At 59.4% G+C, this 18,783-nt stretch carries 19 protein-coding genes and 2 pseudogenes; 13 read left to right on the forward strand and 8 right to left on the reverse strand.

The window, feature by feature from the left end; genetic code table 11:
- Positions 1 to 1,023: 1,023 nt before the first annotated feature.
- Complete coding sequence (locus EOA23_RS06615; RefSeq protein ID WP_127303304.1) at positions 1,024 to 1,476, reverse strand: YidB family protein; 453 nt, start codon at positions 1,474 to 1,476, stop codon at positions 1,024 to 1,026.
- Between the two features lie 268 nt (positions 1,477 to 1,744).
- Here EOA23_RS06615 and EOA23_RS06620 point away from each other — a divergent pair, with 268 nt between their 5' ends.
- The 3 genes from EOA23_RS06620 to EOA23_RS35585 all read left to right on the forward strand — a co-directional run bounded on the left by EOA23_RS06620 (position 1,745) and on the right by EOA23_RS35585 (position 3,495).
- Positions 1,745 to 1,948 carry a hypothetical protein gene (locus tag EOA23_RS06620; RefSeq protein WP_127303305.1) on the forward strand — a complete coding sequence of 68 codons (204 nt, stop codon included), beginning with the start codon at positions 1,745 to 1,747 and terminating at the stop codon, positions 1,946 to 1,948.
- Between the two features lie 261 nt (positions 1,949 to 2,209).
- Positions 2,210 to 2,446 (forward strand): hypothetical protein, encoded by a 237-nt coding sequence (locus EOA23_RS06625; protein ID WP_127249884.1) that lies wholly within the window; start codon positions 2,210 to 2,212, stop codon positions 2,444 to 2,446.
- Positions 2,447 to 3,306: 860 nt separating this feature from the next.
- Complete coding sequence (locus EOA23_RS35585) at positions 3,307 to 3,495, forward strand: hypothetical protein (RefSeq protein ID WP_189341519.1); 189 nt, start codon at positions 3,307 to 3,309, stop codon at positions 3,493 to 3,495.
- A gap of 78 nt (positions 3,496 to 3,573) precedes the next feature.
- On the opposite strand, the gene EOA23_RS06630 is transcribed toward EOA23_RS35585, so the two are convergent.
- Positions 3,574 to 3,882 carry a hypothetical protein gene (locus EOA23_RS06630; protein WP_127303306.1) on the reverse strand — a complete coding sequence of 103 codons (309 nt, stop codon included), beginning with the start codon at positions 3,880 to 3,882 and terminating at the stop codon, positions 3,574 to 3,576.
- A gap of 323 nt (positions 3,883 to 4,205) precedes the next feature.
- Here EOA23_RS06630 and EOA23_RS06635 point away from each other — a divergent pair, with 323 nt between their 5' ends.
- From EOA23_RS06635 to EOA23_RS06655, 4 genes are all read left to right on the forward strand, one after another.
- Positions 4,206 to 4,508, forward strand: a complete 303-nt coding sequence (locus EOA23_RS06635; protein ID WP_127303307.1) for a hypothetical protein — start codon at positions 4,206 to 4,208, stop codon at positions 4,506 to 4,508.
- A 119-nt stretch (positions 4,509 to 4,627) separates the two neighbouring features.
- The gene (locus tag EOA23_RS06640) at positions 4,628 to 4,819 is read left to right on the forward strand and encodes a hypothetical protein (protein ID WP_126079505.1); all 192 of its coding nucleotides are present in this window, start codon (positions 4,628 to 4,630) and stop codon (positions 4,817 to 4,819) included.
- A gap of 51 nt (positions 4,820 to 4,870) precedes the next feature.
- A complete protein-coding gene (locus EOA23_RS06645; protein ID WP_127303308.1) occupies positions 4,871 to 5,134 on the forward strand; it encodes a hypothetical protein in 264 nt (87 codons plus the stop codon).
- A 1,224-nt stretch (positions 5,135 to 6,358) separates the two neighbouring features.
- Entirely contained in the window at positions 6,359 to 6,697 is a 339-nt protein-coding gene (locus EOA23_RS06655; protein ID WP_127303310.1) for a hypothetical protein, read from the forward strand.
- Between the two features lie 1,139 nt (positions 6,698 to 7,836).
- Here EOA23_RS06655 and EOA23_RS06665 read toward each other — a convergent pair.
- A pseudogene (locus tag EOA23_RS06665) lies at positions 7,837 to 8,035 on the reverse strand (hypothetical protein); the annotation flags it as partial.
- A gap of 177 nt (positions 8,036 to 8,212) precedes the next feature.
- On the opposite strand from EOA23_RS06665, the gene EOA23_RS06670 reads away from it, so the two are divergent.
- The 3 genes and pseudogenes from EOA23_RS06670 to EOA23_RS06680 all read left to right on the forward strand — a co-directional run bounded on the left by EOA23_RS06670 (position 8,213) and on the right by EOA23_RS06680 (position 9,729).
- Complete coding sequence (locus EOA23_RS06670) at positions 8,213 to 8,815, forward strand: hypothetical protein (RefSeq protein ID WP_127303312.1); 603 nt, start codon at positions 8,213 to 8,215, stop codon at positions 8,813 to 8,815.
- A gap of 40 nt (positions 8,816 to 8,855) precedes the next feature.
- A pseudogene (locus EOA23_RS06675) lies at positions 8,856 to 9,209 on the forward strand (GFA family protein); the annotation flags it as partial.
- A gap of 100 nt (positions 9,210 to 9,309) precedes the next feature.
- Positions 9,310 to 9,729: a hypothetical protein gene (locus EOA23_RS06680; protein WP_127303313.1), complete on the forward strand. Its 420-nt coding sequence runs from the start codon at positions 9,310 to 9,312 to the stop codon at positions 9,727 to 9,729.
- Between the two features lie 475 nt (positions 9,730 to 10,204).
- On the opposite strand, the gene EOA23_RS06690 is transcribed toward EOA23_RS06680, so the two are convergent.
- Positions 10,205 to 10,351, reverse strand: coding sequence for a manganese catalase family protein (locus EOA23_RS06690; protein ID WP_127303315.1), 147 nt, complete (start codon positions 10,349 to 10,351; stop codon positions 10,205 to 10,207).
- 33 nt (positions 10,352 to 10,384) lie between these two features.
- Here EOA23_RS06690 and EOA23_RS06695 point away from each other — a divergent pair, with 33 nt between their 5' ends.
- The 3 genes from EOA23_RS06695 to EOA23_RS06705 all read left to right on the forward strand — a co-directional run bounded on the left by EOA23_RS06695 (position 10,385) and on the right by EOA23_RS06705 (position 13,885).
- A complete protein-coding gene (locus EOA23_RS06695) occupies positions 10,385 to 11,413 on the forward strand; it encodes an NAD(P)/FAD-dependent oxidoreductase (protein WP_245474036.1) in 1,029 nt (342 codons plus the stop codon).
- A gap of 306 nt (positions 11,414 to 11,719) precedes the next feature.
- A complete protein-coding gene (gene xth, locus EOA23_RS06700; protein WP_127303316.1) occupies positions 11,720 to 12,493 on the forward strand; it encodes an exodeoxyribonuclease III in 774 nt (257 codons plus the stop codon).
- Between the two features lie 429 nt (positions 12,494 to 12,922).
- Positions 12,923 to 13,885: a manganese catalase family protein gene (locus EOA23_RS06705; protein WP_127303317.1), complete on the forward strand. Its 963-nt coding sequence runs from the start codon at positions 12,923 to 12,925 to the stop codon at positions 13,883 to 13,885.
- A 146-nt stretch (positions 13,886 to 14,031) separates the two neighbouring features.
- Here the strand turns inward: EOA23_RS06705 and EOA23_RS06710 are convergent, their stop codons facing one another.
- From EOA23_RS06710 to EOA23_RS06730, 4 genes are all read right to left on the reverse strand, one after another.
- Positions 14,032 to 14,508 (reverse strand): DUF2269 family protein, encoded by a 477-nt coding sequence (locus EOA23_RS06710; protein WP_127303318.1) that lies wholly within the window; start codon positions 14,506 to 14,508, stop codon positions 14,032 to 14,034.
- Positions 14,508 to 15,794: an SDR family oxidoreductase gene (locus EOA23_RS06715; RefSeq protein ID WP_127303319.1), complete on the reverse strand. Its 1,287-nt coding sequence runs from the start codon at positions 15,792 to 15,794 to the stop codon at positions 14,508 to 14,510. The genes EOA23_RS06710 and EOA23_RS06715 overlap by 1 nt, the downstream gene beginning before the upstream one ends.
- Positions 15,795 to 16,040: 246 nt before the next feature.
- Positions 16,041 to 16,904 carry an SIR2 family protein gene (locus tag EOA23_RS06720; RefSeq protein WP_127303320.1) on the reverse strand — a complete coding sequence of 288 codons (864 nt, stop codon included), beginning with the start codon at positions 16,902 to 16,904 and terminating at the stop codon, positions 16,041 to 16,043.
- Positions 16,905 to 17,575: 671 nt separating this feature from the next.
- Complete coding sequence (locus tag EOA23_RS06730; RefSeq protein WP_127303322.1) at positions 17,576 to 18,493, reverse strand: hypothetical protein; 918 nt, start codon at positions 18,491 to 18,493, stop codon at positions 17,576 to 17,578.
- Positions 18,494 to 18,783: the final 290 nt, after the last annotated feature.

Consider the following 18,783-nt stretch of genomic DNA (forward strand, 5'->3'; position numbering starts at 1 on the left):
GCGTATCGCCCATATCTGTCGAGGTTTCAGCGGGCGTTTCGTTCCGACTTTCTTGCCTGCATTCCATGCCCGGCGATCGGAGGTGGTCAGGTCGTAGCAAGAGTGTCCCATTTCGTTTCTCCTTCGGCCATGATTGGCCACCAGAGAAACGCCCCGAGACTGTTGCGGGACCGGGAGCGGACAAGCAGCTTTCAACTCCAGGCGGAGCGGAAGCGGACATCAGTATCGGGGCGAAGACTCTCGGCGACTTTGTTGGTGCCAGTCCGCTTTGGCGCTCCTTCAGCGCTTCGCCTGGGCCGCGCCATCTCGTGTTCGGAATGCGCGCGGCTCGAGCGTCAAGTAAACAGCGACCAAAAGAATCGGAGCCGGTGCAGATCATAGGTTTAGCTGCGGCCCAATTTCACCTTAGTCATCCTTGTAGTGTTCCTTCGGATCACCCATGCCCAAAAATGTTCCCCCCCGGCAACAAGGCTGGAAGTGCATAGCGAATACCATCAGAGTCGGGTGAGGTAATTTGGCCCGCCGCCAAGCGAAAGTGTCCACATCCCTCCAAGCAGCGGGCCGTCGAAGTCGCGGTCATGTTCGTGACACAGGACCAATCGACCAAGACGGCCTTTACTCTGCTAACCGCTCGAATTGCTCTCAATAACAAGGGTTACTGTGCAGCCTAGATTAGCGCGTAATGTCGATCACAAAAGTTGCGCTTTTTGTAATGATAAGCCCACCACCGGAGCACAGTTGTGGGCCTGACATGGCACTAGGGATGGATGGACAGCCGATTTAAGGGACATTGGATCGGCCGCCCGACACCGAACTACGAGATGCGCCTCGTGTTCCAGCCTAATCGCCCTCGGGCTGCTACGGTGCTGTCGATTTCCTTCTCGACACGTTGTTCTGGTTTGAATACCGGGCGACCCCTGGTACATGGCCATCGCCCTTCTGGTGAGCACTGCTTGGCGCCTGGCGGGCGGCTGTGCGCTGTGGCGGAGGCAGTTCGGACGACACACCTCGACTAATGGCCGACTAGGCCCCGGTACGTGGCGGCACCCGATCAAGAAGAGTAATGTCCTCCGAGCCTGCAGCGGGCATTTCGCCATTCGGAGTCAACTTGTTGATCGCCTCAGGCAAATCACGCGTTATCCTGGCGATCAGTTCATCCCGGGACAAGCCCGTCTGCATTGAAAGCGAAGTCAGCGTTTCATCGTCGATCGCCGTCTCGACCTCTTTCGGCTCGATGGGTTGGTTCGGGCCGGGGCTGACCCAGGAATCCACCTTAGACCCGGCTCCCGCATTCCTGAATCGCTCGACGATATCGCCAAGCGCTGTCCCGGAAACGCCTTTGGATAGTTGGTCCAGTATGCCGCCCTGCGGATTGTTCGGATCGCGACTCCCGCGCAGCAATTCCCCGATTTTGTCGCGATTTTCGTAGGCGAGCACGCCTAATATGGCCACAGCCAATCTGCCCAGATTTGCCATTGATCATCCTCCCAGCAATCACAGGGAAGCAGTTGTGGGCGGAAAGGTTCCGTAGCGGACGAAAAGTAGCCGGCAGCGTGTTGGAGGAAGATCGGCGGCATATCAGCTTCATTGGCTACGCAGCCAATTGCCTATGATTGAGCCGCTACCCCGGATATATCGTTCTACACAATCCTCAATTGGTGGACTCCCGCGATATATCAGCAGCTAGTGTGTTCCGCCGTCAGGCCAGAAGGAGGGCAATGCCTGCGGAATCCGGGAGGAAACGATGACTGCAAAAAAAGAAGACTACCGCACGAACAGAGCTGACTATCTGCTTGCCGCGAACAAAGGTCGAGCGACCGCTGATGATGATCGCAATGAGTCACTGGCAAGGGAGATGTGCCAAAAGGACTGGCGCTTAGCCGCGTTGGCCGCAAATCCCTGTAACAGCCTGCCGGAACCGAGGAAGCCAAGCCGCCCGCTTCTGTAAGAGCGGAAACTCGCCTATTTGGGTAAGGCGTCCAGCCCTTCCGCCGCTCCGGCGTCAGAGCATGGTTTGTGAACTGCAAGTTCCGATCATCGCGGCCAGCGGCGCGGCATTCGTTGCAATAGATGATCTTGATCAGATCCCAATTAAGGCAGGGCTGGCCCGGCCCGAACCGCCTGGCCAATGAGGCGACGTTGAGACCGCCCCATGGAACAATTTCTGGGCGCTCGGCATTGTTTGTCGAATTCAACGGAGGGCCAGCCAATGTCCATCATTGAAAGCATCACCGGCATCTTCTCATCGAAGGAAGAGCCGAAAAAGGGGCGTGCAAGAAAGGCCGCTGCGCCGAAGAATGCAGCTCCGAAGAAAGCCGCTGTTAAAGCGTCCGCTGCCAAGAAAGCCGGTGCCGCACCGGCGATGTCAGCCCACTCGAAAGACTCTGCCTCAAAGGGTAAGTCAGGGCAGCGCAAGGCGGCCGCCAAAAAGAAGGCAGTCCACTGACGGAAGAACCCCGCGAAAGCGGGGTTTCTTTTACAGAACCGCCACCGGTTAACTCCACAGGATCTCGGCCCGGCGCCTGCTTTCAGGCAATTCACCCTACGAAGGCGCCGTATCCCCCCAAGACGGCTGACTAGCCGGGCCTGTTCCCTCAATCTGGGTTGCAGAGAGGCCGGGCTATTGGGGAACTTATTGCATAAGTGCAATCTCTTCATATCCGTAAGCCGGAGGCCTCCCGACACAAAGTCGTTCGCGCCGCTTCTTTGGAGGCGCAGCGTCCGTCTCCTCCCCGAATGCAAGGACTTCGCTCCTGCCGTTGAACCTCCACGTCCCACGAACGTTGAGCGCGACCAAGACCTATCGCCAGGGAGTGCAAATGACCAAACCGGTCGAGAGCTGGAACGATACGTACGAACCAGTTGAGCTTGCCCAGAAATACGGTCTAACAATCGGGCAGGCTAAGATCGTCATCAGCTCCAACGGCCCTTCGAGACATGGCTGCGAAGTGGGAGCGGAGGCTTTCCGGAATGCCTTGAAGATCCGGACCGGGCGGAAACCTTCACGTCATCGTTCCGCCGGTCCAAATCCCCGGGCAGGTTGACCCAAACTCCATCAATCGGTGCGGCCGCCTTGTTGGTGGATAGTTGCTTCAAGCACGGCCTGATACGCTGCCGGTATCTTCCTCGATTTCGCTGCTGTTGATGCCGTCTGCCACCGCCTTCGCGGTGAGTGCCGCGGTCTGGCCAGTCATCGTTCAGTGGCTCTCGGCCGCCGCCGGCGGCTACCTCACCGGACGTTTGCGAACGAAATGGGTCAACATTCACAGAGGTCTATTTCCGCGATACGGCACATGACTTTTTGGCGTGGGCCTTGGCGACGCTCCAATCACCAGCGTCAATGCGCCAATCAATGCTGATGTTGCGCTCGCCTTGCGTGCCTTGTCGGCGACGGCGTTGGCTTTGTTTTTCGCGCCCTCAATGTTCCCCGAGACGCATCAACACGCTTCGTGGCGCAGCCTCTTCGCCGATGCAAGGTCGCTCGGCACGTTGTGACGCCACTGTGAACGACGCTTCGGTGTTGCCACCCGTGAGCTTCGGCGGCAAGTCAGTGGAAGAGAAACCGGCCGGCGACTAGATCCGCATCACCTTGTTGAAATGCAGTCGCAACCTTTGGCCTTCAGCATAGTTCAGAGCATATTGCTCGGTCACAAAGGTGCGAGCGCTTTCTTTCCCGTCCTCCTGGACGAGGACGTGCCATTCCCCACAAACCTCGGTTATCGAGACGGAATTCACGGTGCAATGCTCTGCGCTATAGGGATTGAGCAACGGTCTCGTCTCAATCAGTAATTCGCGCGACCGCTCGATCGCTTCCTTCGAGCTTGCGATGAGTGCGACGTCGAGCGCTGTTTGGTTTGGGCAAGTGGAGACTGGATCGGTCAACGAATCGCTCCCGGTCTGGGTTCAGACAAGAGCGCGGTCGGTGTGTCTCTCAGCCGCCGATGTCCACAAGGTCGTTACCGGCGATAGGTCACTTATGCGCCCGTGCCGGGTCGCCACCAACCACATTTAATATGGCAGTAGTCGCACATTCCACCACAAGAGCCCGTTCGTCTGGGGAGGGTCGAACGGGCTCCGGGGTCTGAGCCCCCGGCTGCGCTGGGACCTCGGCACGAGCTGCGCAGCGAAACACAACAAGGCGGCTGGCGGATTGTTCCATTAGCTGGCGCTTGCGAACCTATCTGCCGCTCCGGCATTGTAATGGCATGGCGAAGGGCAGCATAAAGGTCGGCGACGAGGTCGCCATAACGGCAACCGTGCGCAAGCGCGTGACAGAGGACAGGATCAGCGTTTTGATCCCGTCGTACCATCAACCACATTCGATCGTGGACACCACGCCCCACATCAGCAGCGGGCAGCAGATCCAGATTGTGGGAGAGGTCACACGCGTCGACGAGGACACGGTGACGGTCGGCGGCAAGGATCTCGGGATAACGGTCAAGACGAACACTGTGCGGCTGGTGACGAGCCACGTTCCACCTAAGAGGAAGGCATCCTCCGCTAACTAGGCAACTTAGTCGCCTGTGGAGCGCCGTTCGCCTAGGTCGGCTCGCGCGCGCTCGCGCCTCTGAGCCGGAACAAGGCTTGGCGATCATCGTTGGAGCGGTGACCGAACGGGGCGCTATGCATGAAAACCTACCAAGTCGAGGAGATGGCCGGCGAGACGCCGGTTTCCCGTAACACAGTCACCGCCAAGTCGCCGTGGGAGGCTGCGACCCTCAGTACCAAGAAAGAGGTCCAGGCGCGCAGAGAAGAACGGCTATGGGTTCGCGTTACTGAGGAGAGCGGCCGCGCGGTGTACAAATACGCGTTCAAGTAGCTGCCCTCGCTGGACCGGCGGAACGAGCAAAGGACAGGTGCGTTCCTCTTCATGGTTCTCGCCGACGAGATCGAAATGGTGAAAGGCCATGTGAGGCTGGGTGAGCAGCATCTGCTTCGTCAACGCGAACTCATTGCCCGACTGGAGCGGGACAACCTGCCGACACGTCTAGCCATCGAATTGCTCCACCAATTAGAGGAGATGCAAGCTCTGCACCGCCTGCATTTGTCGCGGCTGCTGCGCATGGCGGTGGATAGTGAGCCCTCCTTCACCATATCAAGGCATCCAGTATTAAAGGCGCAACAGCGCGCCTAATCTGGACCTGCGTCAATTGAGACGCGCCCCACCCAAACGGCGGCCCGACGCTTTCAATCCGGGACCCCAACCAAAGTATGCGTCGGCCGCCAGATTTTTAGGCCTGGGATTTCGCGGGGGCGAGATCATGCAATAGCCGGAGCGGATGAAGGCGGCCATGTCCGCCAGAGAATTTCTGGTAGTGCCGCCCCGGGAAGCCCGCTACGAAAGCGCAGCCTATCGGGCTCAGATGGCGGCTGCTCTATCGGCCGCGATGCCCGACTCTACGTTTACCGTGACGCTTGAGCATCCGCGCAGCAGGACGAGGAAGATACCTTTGTCGAGCCGAACGGCGTGGTGCTCAATCGGGAGCCGTTTCTACAGCGCGTTGCCGAAGCCCTGGCACCCTTCGTTGCCGACAAGACGCTCAACTAGACTAGCTGGCACCCCAGACACACGATGCCCGGCCTGCGGGGAGTCGGGGGGACTTCGGGCGGACAGGCCGGGCCCTTACCCCGATGAAGTGCGGGGCAGACTCGCATTATGCGCCAGCGTTGATCCCTCCACATTAACAATTTTAGGTATCGCTCACGAAAAGCCCGTCGCAGCTAATAAGCGTGAGCGACGGGCTTTCTGAATTCGTGGCTAACACCCCCGAGGGACCGACGACTGCCTGTAGAACTCGGTGTGATCGCATGTTGTTCCATTTTGCTACGCCATGCGCCCTCGGCGTGCTCCATCGCCTCAAAGATCAGCTCGGCAACGCTATCGACTTCTTCGTTAAATTTCCCTGGGTGAAATGCCTCCGCGTTCGGCCCCCTTCATCAATCAAGCCAGATCGCCCAATGCCACCGGATCATCCGAAATCGGTAGGTGTTCAGCTATCCATCGATATATGAATCGAGCCCCTCGCGTGCTCATCCGGCTATAAGCGAAATAAGCCTATCAGGTTCCGCTTATAAGCGATGAGCCCGCATCGAGGGGAACGATGCGGGCTCTTTGTCGGGTGATGCGAGCCCGACCGCGACGCCAGCACAGCCTAGCCAAAAGATGCGTCGCCGTTATCCGAACCGCCGCCTGGCTGGAATGTTCCAGCAACAAAAATTCCGCTGGCTGGGAGCTAGCGGCTGTGCAATCTCGGTGTGTGGGCTGTCAGTCGACAAGGACCGGCGGCCCCGATGGTCCAGCAACAATTGCTCTGCTTCGCCTTGCAACGAGCACAGGCGATCGCTGCGAAACAAAGCGATGGAGCGAGCGTTGTTCTGCAGTTCAACAAGGCTAGCGACATGCCCATTTTTTCATTTCCACGTCGACAACGGCGAATTCAACCCCGATGATGAAGGCGTCGATCTCCCCGATCTGGATGCCGCGCGCCAGGAAGCAGTGCGCGCTGCCGGCGAGATGATCAACGACAGCAAGCAATCTTTCTGGGAGCATATGACCCCTTGGATAATGAACGTAACGGATGACCAAAATCGGCTTCTGTTCACTCTCCAGTTCGCTGCAAAGGTGCCATCTGGACAGGCCCTTTACATTCCGCGAGAGGGCGAAGCAAAAAACCCGCTGGCCGAAGCCAGCGGGTGAGAGGTGGTTGGGCGAGGACCCGCCAGGACCGAGCGACCACAGCGGACGGGCAGCGCCTACAAATCGCTTGCTTCCGGCGCAGCTCGTCGACCTCCCGCTTCAGGTCCTTGGATGACGTCACGATGCGGCGCCGAAGTCCTGACAGTTCGTCCAGGCGGCGATTGAAGTCCGCCGCTTGCTGATCCGTCGCCTGATTCCGCCCCATCTACTCGTTGTGCACCACGCCGGTCGGAAAGTTGCGCCTTCCGCCCCGTCTGCCGGGGTGTGCTCGCCAAATCATCCACGGCGGAGCCATATTCCGTGCTGGATCTGGAACCAATCCCTCACGCCCAAGTTAGGAAGAACTCATGGGAACTTCGGTATGCTCCTTGCCTTGGACGACGCGATCTCGTCGGCTGTTTTGGCCGGCAGAGGCACTAGCGCCGAAATCTTTGGCGTAATCGACCTCACCAATAAAATCGAAACCAGAATAGGCACCATCAGCTTGGGGCAAGCTATCCAGTTCGTAGCCAACGCGTCGGTTCTCGGTTTCGATGTTCGAGGTGCGATGGTGTTCTATGGGCTGCCAGGCACACCAAGCCTAAGAATATGGGACTGCCAACGTCTTTGGGCACAATACGGGGGTGCCTTGCTCCAGCCTTGAATGCCGGGCGCGGCCGCGCTGCAGTAAACTGAGATTGCGGATCCCACGGGCCAGACGCTAATCCTCGTACCTCCGTCCTGATGGCCGACGCTCGTAGTCTACTGGGGCGCTGACCAACATGCGAGCCTCTCCACGCCCGACCTCGCGTCCAAGCTTGAAAGCGGCATAGACCGCGCCGAGAGTTATCAGAAATCTGAGCATGTTGTTCTCCGTTCAGGGCAGAGGAGCCGGAGCAACTCCCGTTGGTTCCGGCAGACGTCCTCCGAGTGGAACCCGCGCCCCTCGGCAAGAGCGCAGGCCGGTGTCTCCACCAATCTGCGGTCGCTTGAGGGGATGATCGCAGACCTCTTTTCAACAAGCTGAATAACCGCTTGTTCCGTCATAAAAGAAAAACCGCAGACCGAAGCCCTCCGGTGAAGGTTCGAATTAGAGCGTCGGCTTCAGAGGGGTGAAAATAGAACAAGCCAGCGACCGGTGACGCCCCCCGTGCGTGTTCCTCATCGGCGATGGCCGCGTTTTTTTCGCGCCAGACGGTCACGGTCGAGCACGTCCTCAATATGGCGTGGGTCGAACACACCAAAGGTAATCTTCCCGGCTCGGCCGCGAAGTGTGAGTGTCCTGGTCCCCGCGCTCAGCCCGCAGTGCCGTTCGCCCTGCTTGATGGTCACGATGTGCTCCACTTCGCGCCGGATTACCAACAGTTCGCGCCAAATGGAGGTGAAGGGCCCGATCGTCAAGCGCGGCTCAAAGAGAAACCCACCGACATAAAGCCGATGGGTCATCCATATCGATCCCGTCGGAGCTGTTCCATTATTTTTGGTGGAACAATGCTCTAGCCACAAAGTTCGGGGTTGTACAAAGGGCTCGGGTGCATGGACAGACAAGTAAAACCTAGTCAACAACCCACTCGCAGTCCGGATCGACACAAGCTTCTTTTCGATCCGAACGCGCGAATTCATGGGCTTATCGACGACCGCGCTGTTCTGAATTTCATAGACGATCTGAAGGAGGTTCGTAGAGGCGAGGATGACCTCTATGTCGAGATCGATACCCCTGGCGGCGATGCCGATGGTGCTCGCCGCATGGCGCTTGAGGCAAAGCTGTTCCTGAAGCATTCGGGCCGCGCGGGCTATGTCATCGGCAAAAACACGGTGTACTCCGCCGGGGTGACCGTTCTTGCCGCCTTTCCAAAAGCCCACAGGTATCTTTGCCCACAGGCGGTCTTGCTGATCCACGAGCGGCGACTTGAGAAGGACTTGGTGCTGAACGGTCCCATACGCAGTTGCCTGCAGATCGTCCGGGAACAACTGGCGTTGCTTGAGACGGCGGAGCAACTCGAGAACGAGGGCTTTGCCGACCTTGTTCGCGGTTCGAGGATGTCTCTCGATGAGCTTCGCAATCACGCGATGAACAGCTGTTACCTGCTGGCGGAAAAGGCGTTGGAGTTAGAGATTGTCGAAGGAATCACTTTCTGATTTGAACAACGGCACCAGCGCATCGAGCGAGCCGACTGATATCACTCCCACAAGCCCCGCGCGAAGCGGCGGCTGCCTCTGCGGCGCAGCAAGATACGTGGTTGAAGGTGAGCCGTTGCGGATTGGTCTTTGCCACTGCCAGGACTGCAAAAGAACAAGCGGCAGCGCCTTCGCCACCTTTGCAGTATGGCCGCGATCAGCTTACAGCGGCTCAGGTGAGCTACGAACCTTCAATGGCCGCAGCTTCTGTCCCACATGCGGATCACGAGTGGTGAGCCTCCGCGACGATGAAGCCGAGATTATGATCGGTAGCTTGGACGCAGCGTCAAGTGACCTCATTCCATCCTACGAGTTGTGGACGCCTCGGCGGGAAGGTTGGCTGCACGATCTGCCATGGACGGACCAGTTCGAGGGCGACCTCACCGACGAAGGCGGCAACTGGCGGGAAGCCCGGCGCGCTCAGCATCAGGGCTCAGGAGTCAGAAGGTAGTTTTATGCGTGACGCATCTCTTGAGTTCTTCCAAAAGCTCGTGGCAACGCCATCGCCAAGCGGGTTCGAGAGGCCCGTTGCCGACCTTTTTCGCGAATATGTGCGTCCCTTCGCTCACAAGGTGACTACGGACGTAATGGGCAATGTGACCGCCATAATCAATCCTGAGGCGCCGATGCGCTTCATGTATGCCGGTCACATGGATGAGATCGGCTTCATCATCCACTACATCGATGAGAACGGATTTCTGTTCTTCAGCACGATCGGCGGAACAGACGTCGCCACCGAGATCGGGCAGCGCGTCTGGGTTCACGTGGTGTGCTTTCGGTGCCGTTGCGCTATATGCACACCCCGTCGGAGGTTCTTTGCCTCGACGATGTGCAAGCGACCGTCGATCTGGTTTGCGCCTATTGTCGACGATTGACGCCTGAGCTGGACTTCACGCCAGTATGAAGGGGGGTCCCTTCCGGCATAGGCAGGACCAGAAGGCCCCTTCAGGCTGCTTCCGCGATGAGCGCGCTTTCTAAATGCTTTTCAGCTCTATGTTTGGCCCTAAGCTTTGCCTTCTTTCCCATACCAATCATGTCGCGTTTAGCCAGAGTGGCCCGCTGCTAGTCATGCCTCAGCCAAGAGAAGTAGCAGCGGGCCGCTTGGGCAGATTGGAGCCTGCTGCCCACTACCGAACTCCGTCAACAGCCATCTGTTCCAGAAGCAAGCTCGGCGCCAATCGGGACCAGTGAACCGTTGAAAGGTGAATACTACGCCCGCAGGTGCGGTATCACCATCTACGAAGCCGCTGAGATCATTCGACAAGCCACACACCGAACCAGGTCGAGAAGCGTAAGACAGGGCAAATAGTTTCGCCGACCAGACGTCATGGTCAGACTAACCGCCTCGAGTTAACGCCGGCGTCGTGCCGCTGGATGGCTGAGCTCTTCGGTCATTACGTCGAGCAACATGTTCTTGCGGCCGAGATCGTCTTCGCCCCGGCCTAGGTGAAATAGGCATGCAGCAAGCTCGCCAACCGCGCCGCCGAACTGCTCCATTTTTTAACCTCCCGCCAGCAGCAACTTGACTGGATGCTGCACAAGCACGCTAGCGGAACAACAAGGGCCTGTGCTTGTTCGGCGGCGATGATCAATCCGGGCATCAATCGCTTTTGCGATGTCGCTGTTGTGGGGGGCGGTCCTGCCGGTCTTGCCGCGGCCGTCTATCTGTCTCGCTTCTTGCGATCCGTGCTGCTCTTCGACGCCGGCGACGGACGGGCGGAACTCATTCCCAAGACCCACAATTGCCCAGGCTTTCCCGATGGCGTTTCAGGCAAGGATCTGCTGGCCCGCTTGAGAGCGCAAGCGACGGCATACGGAACCGAAATCGTCGCGGCAGGCGTAAAGTCTCTGACAGCACGACCCGGTGCTTTCGTTCTTGCAACGGGTGTCGGTCACGTTCATGCGTCCCGCGTTGTGCTCGCAACGGGCGTTGTCGATCGGGCTCCCGCAATGCCTGGCCTGCGCAAGGCGATTGCGGCAGGGATTGTTCGGCTGTGTCCTGTTTGCGATGCCTATGAGGTTCAGGGACAGCGCATCGCGGTTGTTGGCCCCGAACGCTCGGCTCTTAAAGAGGCTCTATACCTGCGGCACTACAGTCGGGACATTTGCATCATATGCAACTATCCCGAAGACGTTTCAGGGTCTACCCGTGCGAAGGCTGGCGCCGCCGGCATTGCGGTCCGGGACTTCGTGGACGATCTTGTTCCACGGAACTCCGGCCTCGATCTCGTCATGGCGGATGGATCGACGGAGCGGATCGACGTGCTTTATACCGCCATGGGGTGCGACGTTCGATCGGAACTCGCCATGGAAGTTGGCGCGCACTGTGATGAGGACGGCTACATTCTCATTGGACCACACGCGCAAACCTCGATCGAGGGGGTCTACGCCGTCGGAGACGTGGCCAAAGCATTGAACCAGATAGCGGTGGGATTTGGTCAGGCGGCTTTGGCATCCACTCATATCCACAATGCCATGCTAGCGGAGCGAGCCGGCTCACGATGCGAGAAAGAGCCAGAAGCGCATCATCAGTCCCCAAATCCACGACCTGGCGGATGATAATGATCGACAGGTCAATTACCGGCTTTGATGCCTATCGGTCACGCCTTCATCGCGGCCACCGACGTTTCACAGTGGCCTTGAACGCGGAACCGTACCTGCCACCATTGATGCCATGCACCTTGTACAAATTCTGCTCCCATGTATGGACAACCAAGGGCAGCCTTTCGGGCAGGAAGAATTCGAGAGGGTAAAGGAAGAGCTGGGTGGCCGTTTCGACGGCGTTACCGCTTTCCTCCAGGCTCCTGCGGATGGGCTGTGGAGAATGGGGGCCGAGGGTGTTCGAAATACCCCTGGGAGATAGCGATGACGCGGATCGCGACGTTCAACGTCAATGGCGTCAATGGCCGCTTGCCGGTGCTGCTGAAGTGGCTTGGCGAGACTGCCTATGACGTGGTCTGCCTCCAGGAACTGAAAACGTCGGACGACAAATTTCCGATCGAGGCAATTCGAGATGCCGGCTTCGGCGCGATCTGGCACGGCCAGAAATCCTACAATGGCGTGGCAATCCTAGCGCGTGGAACCGACCCGGTCGAGCGCCGCCGCGGCTTGCCGGGCGATCCCGATGATACGCATAGCCGCTATTTGGAGGCGGAGATCGACGACCTTGTCGTCGGCTGCATCTATCTCCCCAATGGCAATCCGGCGCCAGGCCCCAAGTTCGATTACAAGCTCCGCTGGTTCGAACGTCTCCTGACCTACAGCAAATCCATACTAGACGAGCGCGCCGTTCTCTGTGGCGACTACAATGTCGTCCCCACCGAGATGGACGCTGTAGTGCCTGCGCGCTGGTTGGGCGATGCCGTCTTCTTCCCGGAAAGCCGGAGCGCCTACGCTCGCATGCTGGACCTGGGCTGGGTGGATGCGATTCGCCGGATCTACCCAGGCAAGGGCATATACACCTATTGGAACTTCTCCTATGGCGGCGGCTACGATCGCAGCTCCGGCCTGCGCATGGATCACTTGCTTGTAAGCCCATCGCTTGCGCAGACGATCCAAGCGGCAGGTGTCGATGTCGAGACCCGTGGGTGGGAAAAGCCCAGCGATCACGCTCCCGCCTGGATCGACGTCGACCGATGAAACCGCCGCGCTTGCCCCCTTCTGGCCTGGACCTCTGTGCTTGTTCAGCCCGCGCCGATGGATCACTGACCCGTCGTCCCGAGGTGCGTCGATTAACCGGTCAGACGCGCTCCCGATCGCCGGCACGGTGTTGTCGCGCTAGTCGAGCGTGCCGCGGGCGCGACGTGATCGGAATGGCCTGAAGGCTCATCAAAGCAAAATTCCACCAGAAGGTTCTTTCGCCCTGACTTCAGTCCCTGGCTGGGATGAAACCGGCGGGGCGGGAAGGTGTGCCCGGCCTGCCTACGCGGGTGGTCTCACTCTGCTTGCGAGTCCGAGCGGTAAAATTCTTGATGATCAGCCAAGAGAGGGGACCATCCACCATTCTATTTGCGCGAGGAACAATCACCGCGCCGCGATGTTAGGGAGCCTCAACCCTGGAGGCCCCCCATGTTCATGCACAACAAGCGACTGCAGTACACCGTCCGTGTTTCGGAACCCAATCCGCGTCTCGCCTGTATGATCATGGAACAGTTCGGAGGCGCCGATGGCGAGCTTGCCGCCGCCATGCGCTACTTCACCCAAGGGCTGGGCGAAGACGATGTCGGCCGCAAGGACATGTTGCTCGACATCGCGACCGAGGAATTGAGCCACCTGGAGGTCGTCGGCTCAATTGTCACCATGCTCAACAAAGGCCTGAAAGCACAGCTTGCCGAAGGGCAGATGAAGGAGGCAGAGCTCTACTTGATGGTTGGCGCCAGCGGCACGACGGCCAAGGAGTCCATCCTGTTCGGCGGCGCACCTGCGCTGTGCGACTCCGCTGGGGTGCCGTGGACTGCCGCCTATATCGATTCCCGCGGCGAGCCCACCGTCGACCTTCGGTCCAACATTGCGGCGGAGGCAAGGGCCAAAATCGTCTATGAGCGGATGATCAACATCACCGATGATCCCGGCGTCAAGGACGCGCTAGGGTTCCTCATGACGCGCGAAATCGCGCATCAGAAATCGTTCGAGAAAGCGCTGTACGCGATTGAGAACAACTTCCCCACCGGCAAGCTCCCCGGGATCGAGAGATTTGCCAGCATGTACGTCAACACGTCGCAGGGCGAAGGGGACATGAACGGGCCGTGGAACTCGGGCGACGAATGGGACCGCGTGGACGACCTTGAGGAAGTCATGCCGGCGGACGATGGCGATGGTACGGCAACAGTCAAGCTGGCGGCCAAGGACATGAAGATCGTAGCCAAGATGGGCGAGCGCACGCTTTCTGACCCCTCCTCCGCTCCGATCACGGGCGCGGATCTAGGTGCCGGACCGGGGGCCGGGCGAACCAAGAATGGCGACATGGGCGGCGCGGCTAGCATCAAAGAGGCGCCTGCGCGGGCAGAGGCCACCGCTCGCAAGAAAAGATGAAGGTTGGGGTTGATTGGGCCCTGCCAGTTTGACGAGGCCCGGTGCGTCCTTACGGGTAGACGAGCTGCCAAAGGCGGAGAGACAGCCAGCGCTGGCCGCAAGACACTGTCGTTGCGTGTCCATATCGCGCAGAGTTCGGAAGCTCGTCAGAACAGCTCGATTGCGGGCCGTGTGATCATGAGCCAATAGATCGCGGCCACGCAGGCGAATGCTGGAAACCCGAAAGCGAACCAAAGCCGAAAGAGTTGTTTGTAGCGCTCGGGCGGCGGGATGCCAGCGGATGCGGCTTGCGCAGCGAGATCCCGCATGCGCATCTGCATCCACACCACCGGTAACCAGAACAGCCCGGTGACGATGTAGAGCAGGATCGACAGCACGATCCAGCCCTCGCGGAGCGAGTAGCCAGACTGCCAGGCCAATGCGGCGCCGGTTACCGGTTGGGCGATGACCGCGGTGGCGGTGAACAGGAAATCGGCAATGACGACGATCCGGGCCACGGCCGCGATCGTGGCGGCGCTGCCGGTCCGGTGGGCGAGGAGCATAAAGAACGCAATGCCGGCACCGGTGCCGAGCAGCACGGCAGCGCCGATGAGGTGCAAATATTTCAGCGCAAAGTAGAGCATCAGCGTTCCTCCAGGATCGCCAGCGCGCAGAAGTGCAAGACGAGTATCGGCAGGATTTTCATCAGGGGGCCGAGGGGCTCGTTCCACAGGTCCGGGCGAAGAATTGTTCCAGCAATCGCATAGAAGGATGAAATCGAGATCGCGCCCCAGAGCCCTACCCGGCTGGCCGGACGCCATGCGATCATCGCGCCGACGACCATATCGCCCAACGCGCCTGCGACAACAGCAGGGCCGGCCAAGGGCTCGAAGGCGGTGTTGAGCAGAAGCTCCACTCCGCTGCGCCAACCGGTGGTGAGGGAGATGATACCGGTCGCGATCCAGAAGAACGGCAGAACCACGAAGATTGCCGGCTTCACGAAGTAGAGCCTGGCAAACCAGCGCTCTTGCACGGTGGGAGGGCTGGCGGCCAAGGCGGACGCAAGACTGGACGGCTGGAGCCCGGTTGCAAGCTTCCACGGCTCCAAAGCGCCGGTCGCACCGCGCGCGATTTCCTTGGCGGCGTTGGTGCGTATTGGAGGCCGCCAGCCGAGGAGGCCCGCCACGTCGCCGAGCCGGTAAAGCGTTGCGGCCATCCATCCGGGCAGGACAAACTCCTTCGCTCTGCCCCACCCAAACCATTGGCGGTACCGGGCGACGACTTCGCTCATCGTCAGTGCCTCGGGTCCTGCCAGTTCGAGCGTCAGGCGGAACGGGCCTTGCCTACCGAGCAGGATCGAAACAGTGGAGACCACATCGTCGAGTTGCACAACCTGCAAAAGGCCCGTGCCGGGCATTGCTGGAACCAGCGGCAGGGCCGCGAGGCCTCGAAAAAGGGCGCTTGCGCCGAAAGCGGGCCGACCGAGCACCACCGAGGGCCGCAGGATCAACCAGTTGAGATCACGCTCCATCAACGCATGGTCCCCAGCCAGCTTGCTGGCCGAGAAAGCTGAAGGCTGTTCCCGGTCGACACCGACTGCAGAGAAATGGATAACCCTTCGCACGCCTGCGCGTTCGCAGGCAGCAAAGAGAGCCGAGGCGCCGGTAGCATGAACGTTGCGCGTATTCTCCCGAGCACTGTCCTGAAGCACGCCCGCGCAGTTCACGACAGCGTCGACCCCACGAAGGTGGGGGAGCCAGTCTTCCGCCTCCAATGCCCTCGCCATATCGATAACGACGCTCCGCCCCTGAAAAAGGCCATTTGGTGTGCGGCCACGGACAGCCCGGACGACTTCGTGCCCCTCCGCCGCAAGGCGCGCGCACAATGTCGAGCCAATCAGACCTGAAGCGCCAGTGATCAGAACGATCATATCTTTGCTTGATCCATCGCGCTCTCTCCCGTCTCGACCACGTCGCATTCTCCCGGATCTCAGGCGGCGCGGCGATCGCCACTTCGCGAACCGCACTTTCTCTCCTTCAACTTCGCCTTTCCAACCTGGGGCCCTGTCCGTACGCAATAGCAATCAGAACGTAGGGTCTCGTACGCTGAACCAGCGCACCCGAACTTGCGAACGCGACAAGCTGTTCCACTCGGCGGGTGGGCCACTGTGAACCGGTCAGGGTAGTTCGCCTCCTGACTCCAGCGTCGGTGGGTCGCTTGGGTTCGCCTCGACGAGGGCAGCAAGGCGAGAGAGGAAACCGAGTAGCCCTTTTTCAGGATCATCGTCGGCGCCCGTGACCACTGTGATGCCCCAACGCGCCAGCACTGCCTCCTCGACCGGATCACGGTGCGCCATGAAAATGAACGAGGGAGGCCGATCCGCCTCGTAACCCGATCGGCTCCAAGTTTGCCAGAGCCGGTGCAGGAGCAACCGGATGTTCAGGTCGGAAAGGCTGTAGCCAATGAACAAAACCGTGCTGCCCAAGGCGTCCGAACGGAACCTCACGTCGAGCGGCGAGTCGAATGACAGCCGGTCGAGGTAGTCAGTCTCTGTGAGAACCAGGGAGGAATCGTCATCGAAGTCGCCGTGGAATTTCACAATGTAGGGGACATCCCTGCGCGCCTTCGACACGTCCCGCGCATTGGCCACTTTAACGTATTCGACGCCATGTATCTCAAAGGCAACTTCGAGGTTCCGATCGTAGTTCGTGGTATAGATCACCGGGAAGTTCAGCGCGACGATGAGACGGTGCAATTCGGATTTTTCGATCTTGTCGCGGCTAACGGTCCAGTGCCGGTCCATCCAACTGCGAAGCGGTCCGATGCTGCCATGCTTGATGCGGTAATACTCGGCAAGGGTCTGAAAGCGATCACGCTGCCTGCCAAGGTCCACCTCAAGGTCAAGCTCATCCGCCATTCGCTTGATCAGTTCCTCCCAGGAAGGCAGTCCGACACTCATGGAGACGCCCGCCCCGACGAACAGGACGGCGTCCCGTTCTCGAACGGATTTTGCGAGCGGCACAAGAGGATCGCTGGTCATTGCAGACCAAGGAGAGACGAGCACTGCCCATCGCCGAATCGGTGGCCGCCGCAGCAGCGGCGTCGACACCCTGCGCACGCTGCGCAATCACGTCCTGCCATCATCCCTCTTCTCGGTCGATACAAGTTTTTCTGCCAAGCGGCCACGCGAGAGCTTCCCCCGACGCCGCTCATCGCTTGTTCCGGTGCTGTGATTGGCGATCGGCGGTGATGCGCTTTATCATCCTAGCTCTCGGAGCTTCCGAGCTTCCTTGACGAGCACGGCAAGGTTGTCTCCATGCCTTTGGATCAGGTCCCGTGCCTGTTGCTCTGTGATGCCGTTCACTGCGGCGAAATAGGCGAGTTGGTCTACATCGCTGGTCGAAATGCGATTTGCATGGCGGACATCGCTGCTGTCACTTCCGAGATTGAATATATTCATACGGGGGCGCATGACGTCCTCGCGTAGGCTTGGCGTCCAAGGCTGCTAGAGGATCGGGCTGCACAAACAACAAACATGAGCGCGGTTCGCCCTGTGGGCTTGGGCCGCGAAATTCTGGTTGTTTGCCGCAAGCTCATAGCTGGCAGCTCTCCACTGCAAAGCGACCGAACAACGGCCGAGAGACATTGTTCCCGCCGACGAACTTGGTTGACGGACAAATGCCGACTAGGCTCGAACTTGTTAAGAGCCGGTCAGGCCACTTTCGAAAGCAGGGATACGTCGAAGCTAGCCAAGCCGTAACGCCAGCGATGGTTCGTCGCCGCAACCCGACTCTGGTAAAAAAGCGTAAGCCTATCGCCGTCTATCATCACCGTCGAATGGCCGTTTTCTCCAGGCCCGTCCGGATCGAGCACCGGCCCGATCGAGGCGTAAGGTCCGGTAACGGCGCTCGCAATGGCGAAAAACACCCGCTGCCGGCTACCTCGCGGTCCGTGCGGAAGGAAGCAGGTGGCGTTGAGCAGCACGCGGCCGTCAGGAAGTTCCACCAACTGCGCACCTTCAATCCCCCATTCGTAGTCGGGGTCGTCCCGTGTGTTGTGGTGGGGAATGTCGTTGTGATCCAGGATTTTGCCCAAGCGCTTCCAAGGCCCGAACCATGAATCGGACTGGCTCCGGGCCAGATAGATGTCCGGCTGCGGCACGCGGGTGAATTTCGGCATGCCGGAATAAACGAGGTAGCGCTTGCCGCCGATGAGAGCCGGGTGCGGGTCGTAGATGCCGTCTTCATCCGTGTCCGGCACGGACAGGATTGCAGGATTGAGCACAACCCAGTTGAACCCGTCATTTGACACAGCGTGTTCACAGCGGCCGCCGGATTTCATGAACTCGGTTTGAATGAACATGTGGAAGACGCCGTCTTCGTGGACTACACCCGGCGCCGCGACGCCTGAGCCGGTGACCGGAAGCTCGATCGGCGCGTGCTCCGTCCACGGTCCGTGCAACTCCGGCGCCGTGGCGTGAAGAATCTTCCAAGTCTCGCTGGTCACCGTGCCGCTCGATCCGAACACATGCCAAAGCCGGCAGTCATAAACCGGGCACGGGTCTTTGAGATCGTCCACCGCTTGCGGGTGAAACAACGGGAACACATTCGTCTCGAAATCGATCTTCATCTATCTGCCCCAGCGATTGTCGGCCGCTAAACGCCCCTGGCGTCGGTCGGACGAATCAATTCAAGCCATCGAATATTTTAGCTGCTCATTCAACGAAAATGCGGCACCCGAGCGGCCGTCCCCAGAAAGCTGCCGCCAGAGATGCCACACGCGCTGGCCAGCACTCCGCCTGCATATCGCTCGTTGGCTGGAACAAGTTAATCAGCGGACAGTTAGACATGCGGCAGGAATAGCTTCGTGCATCTCGCGATTAACAAATGTTATTCGCAGTCTAAACGGCAATGTCCCCA

The sequence above is a fragment of the Mesorhizobium sp. M2A.F.Ca.ET.042.01.1.1 genome (genome assembly GCF_003997405.1).
Lineage (GTDB): Bacteria > Pseudomonadota > Alphaproteobacteria > Rhizobiales > Rhizobiaceae > Mesorhizobium.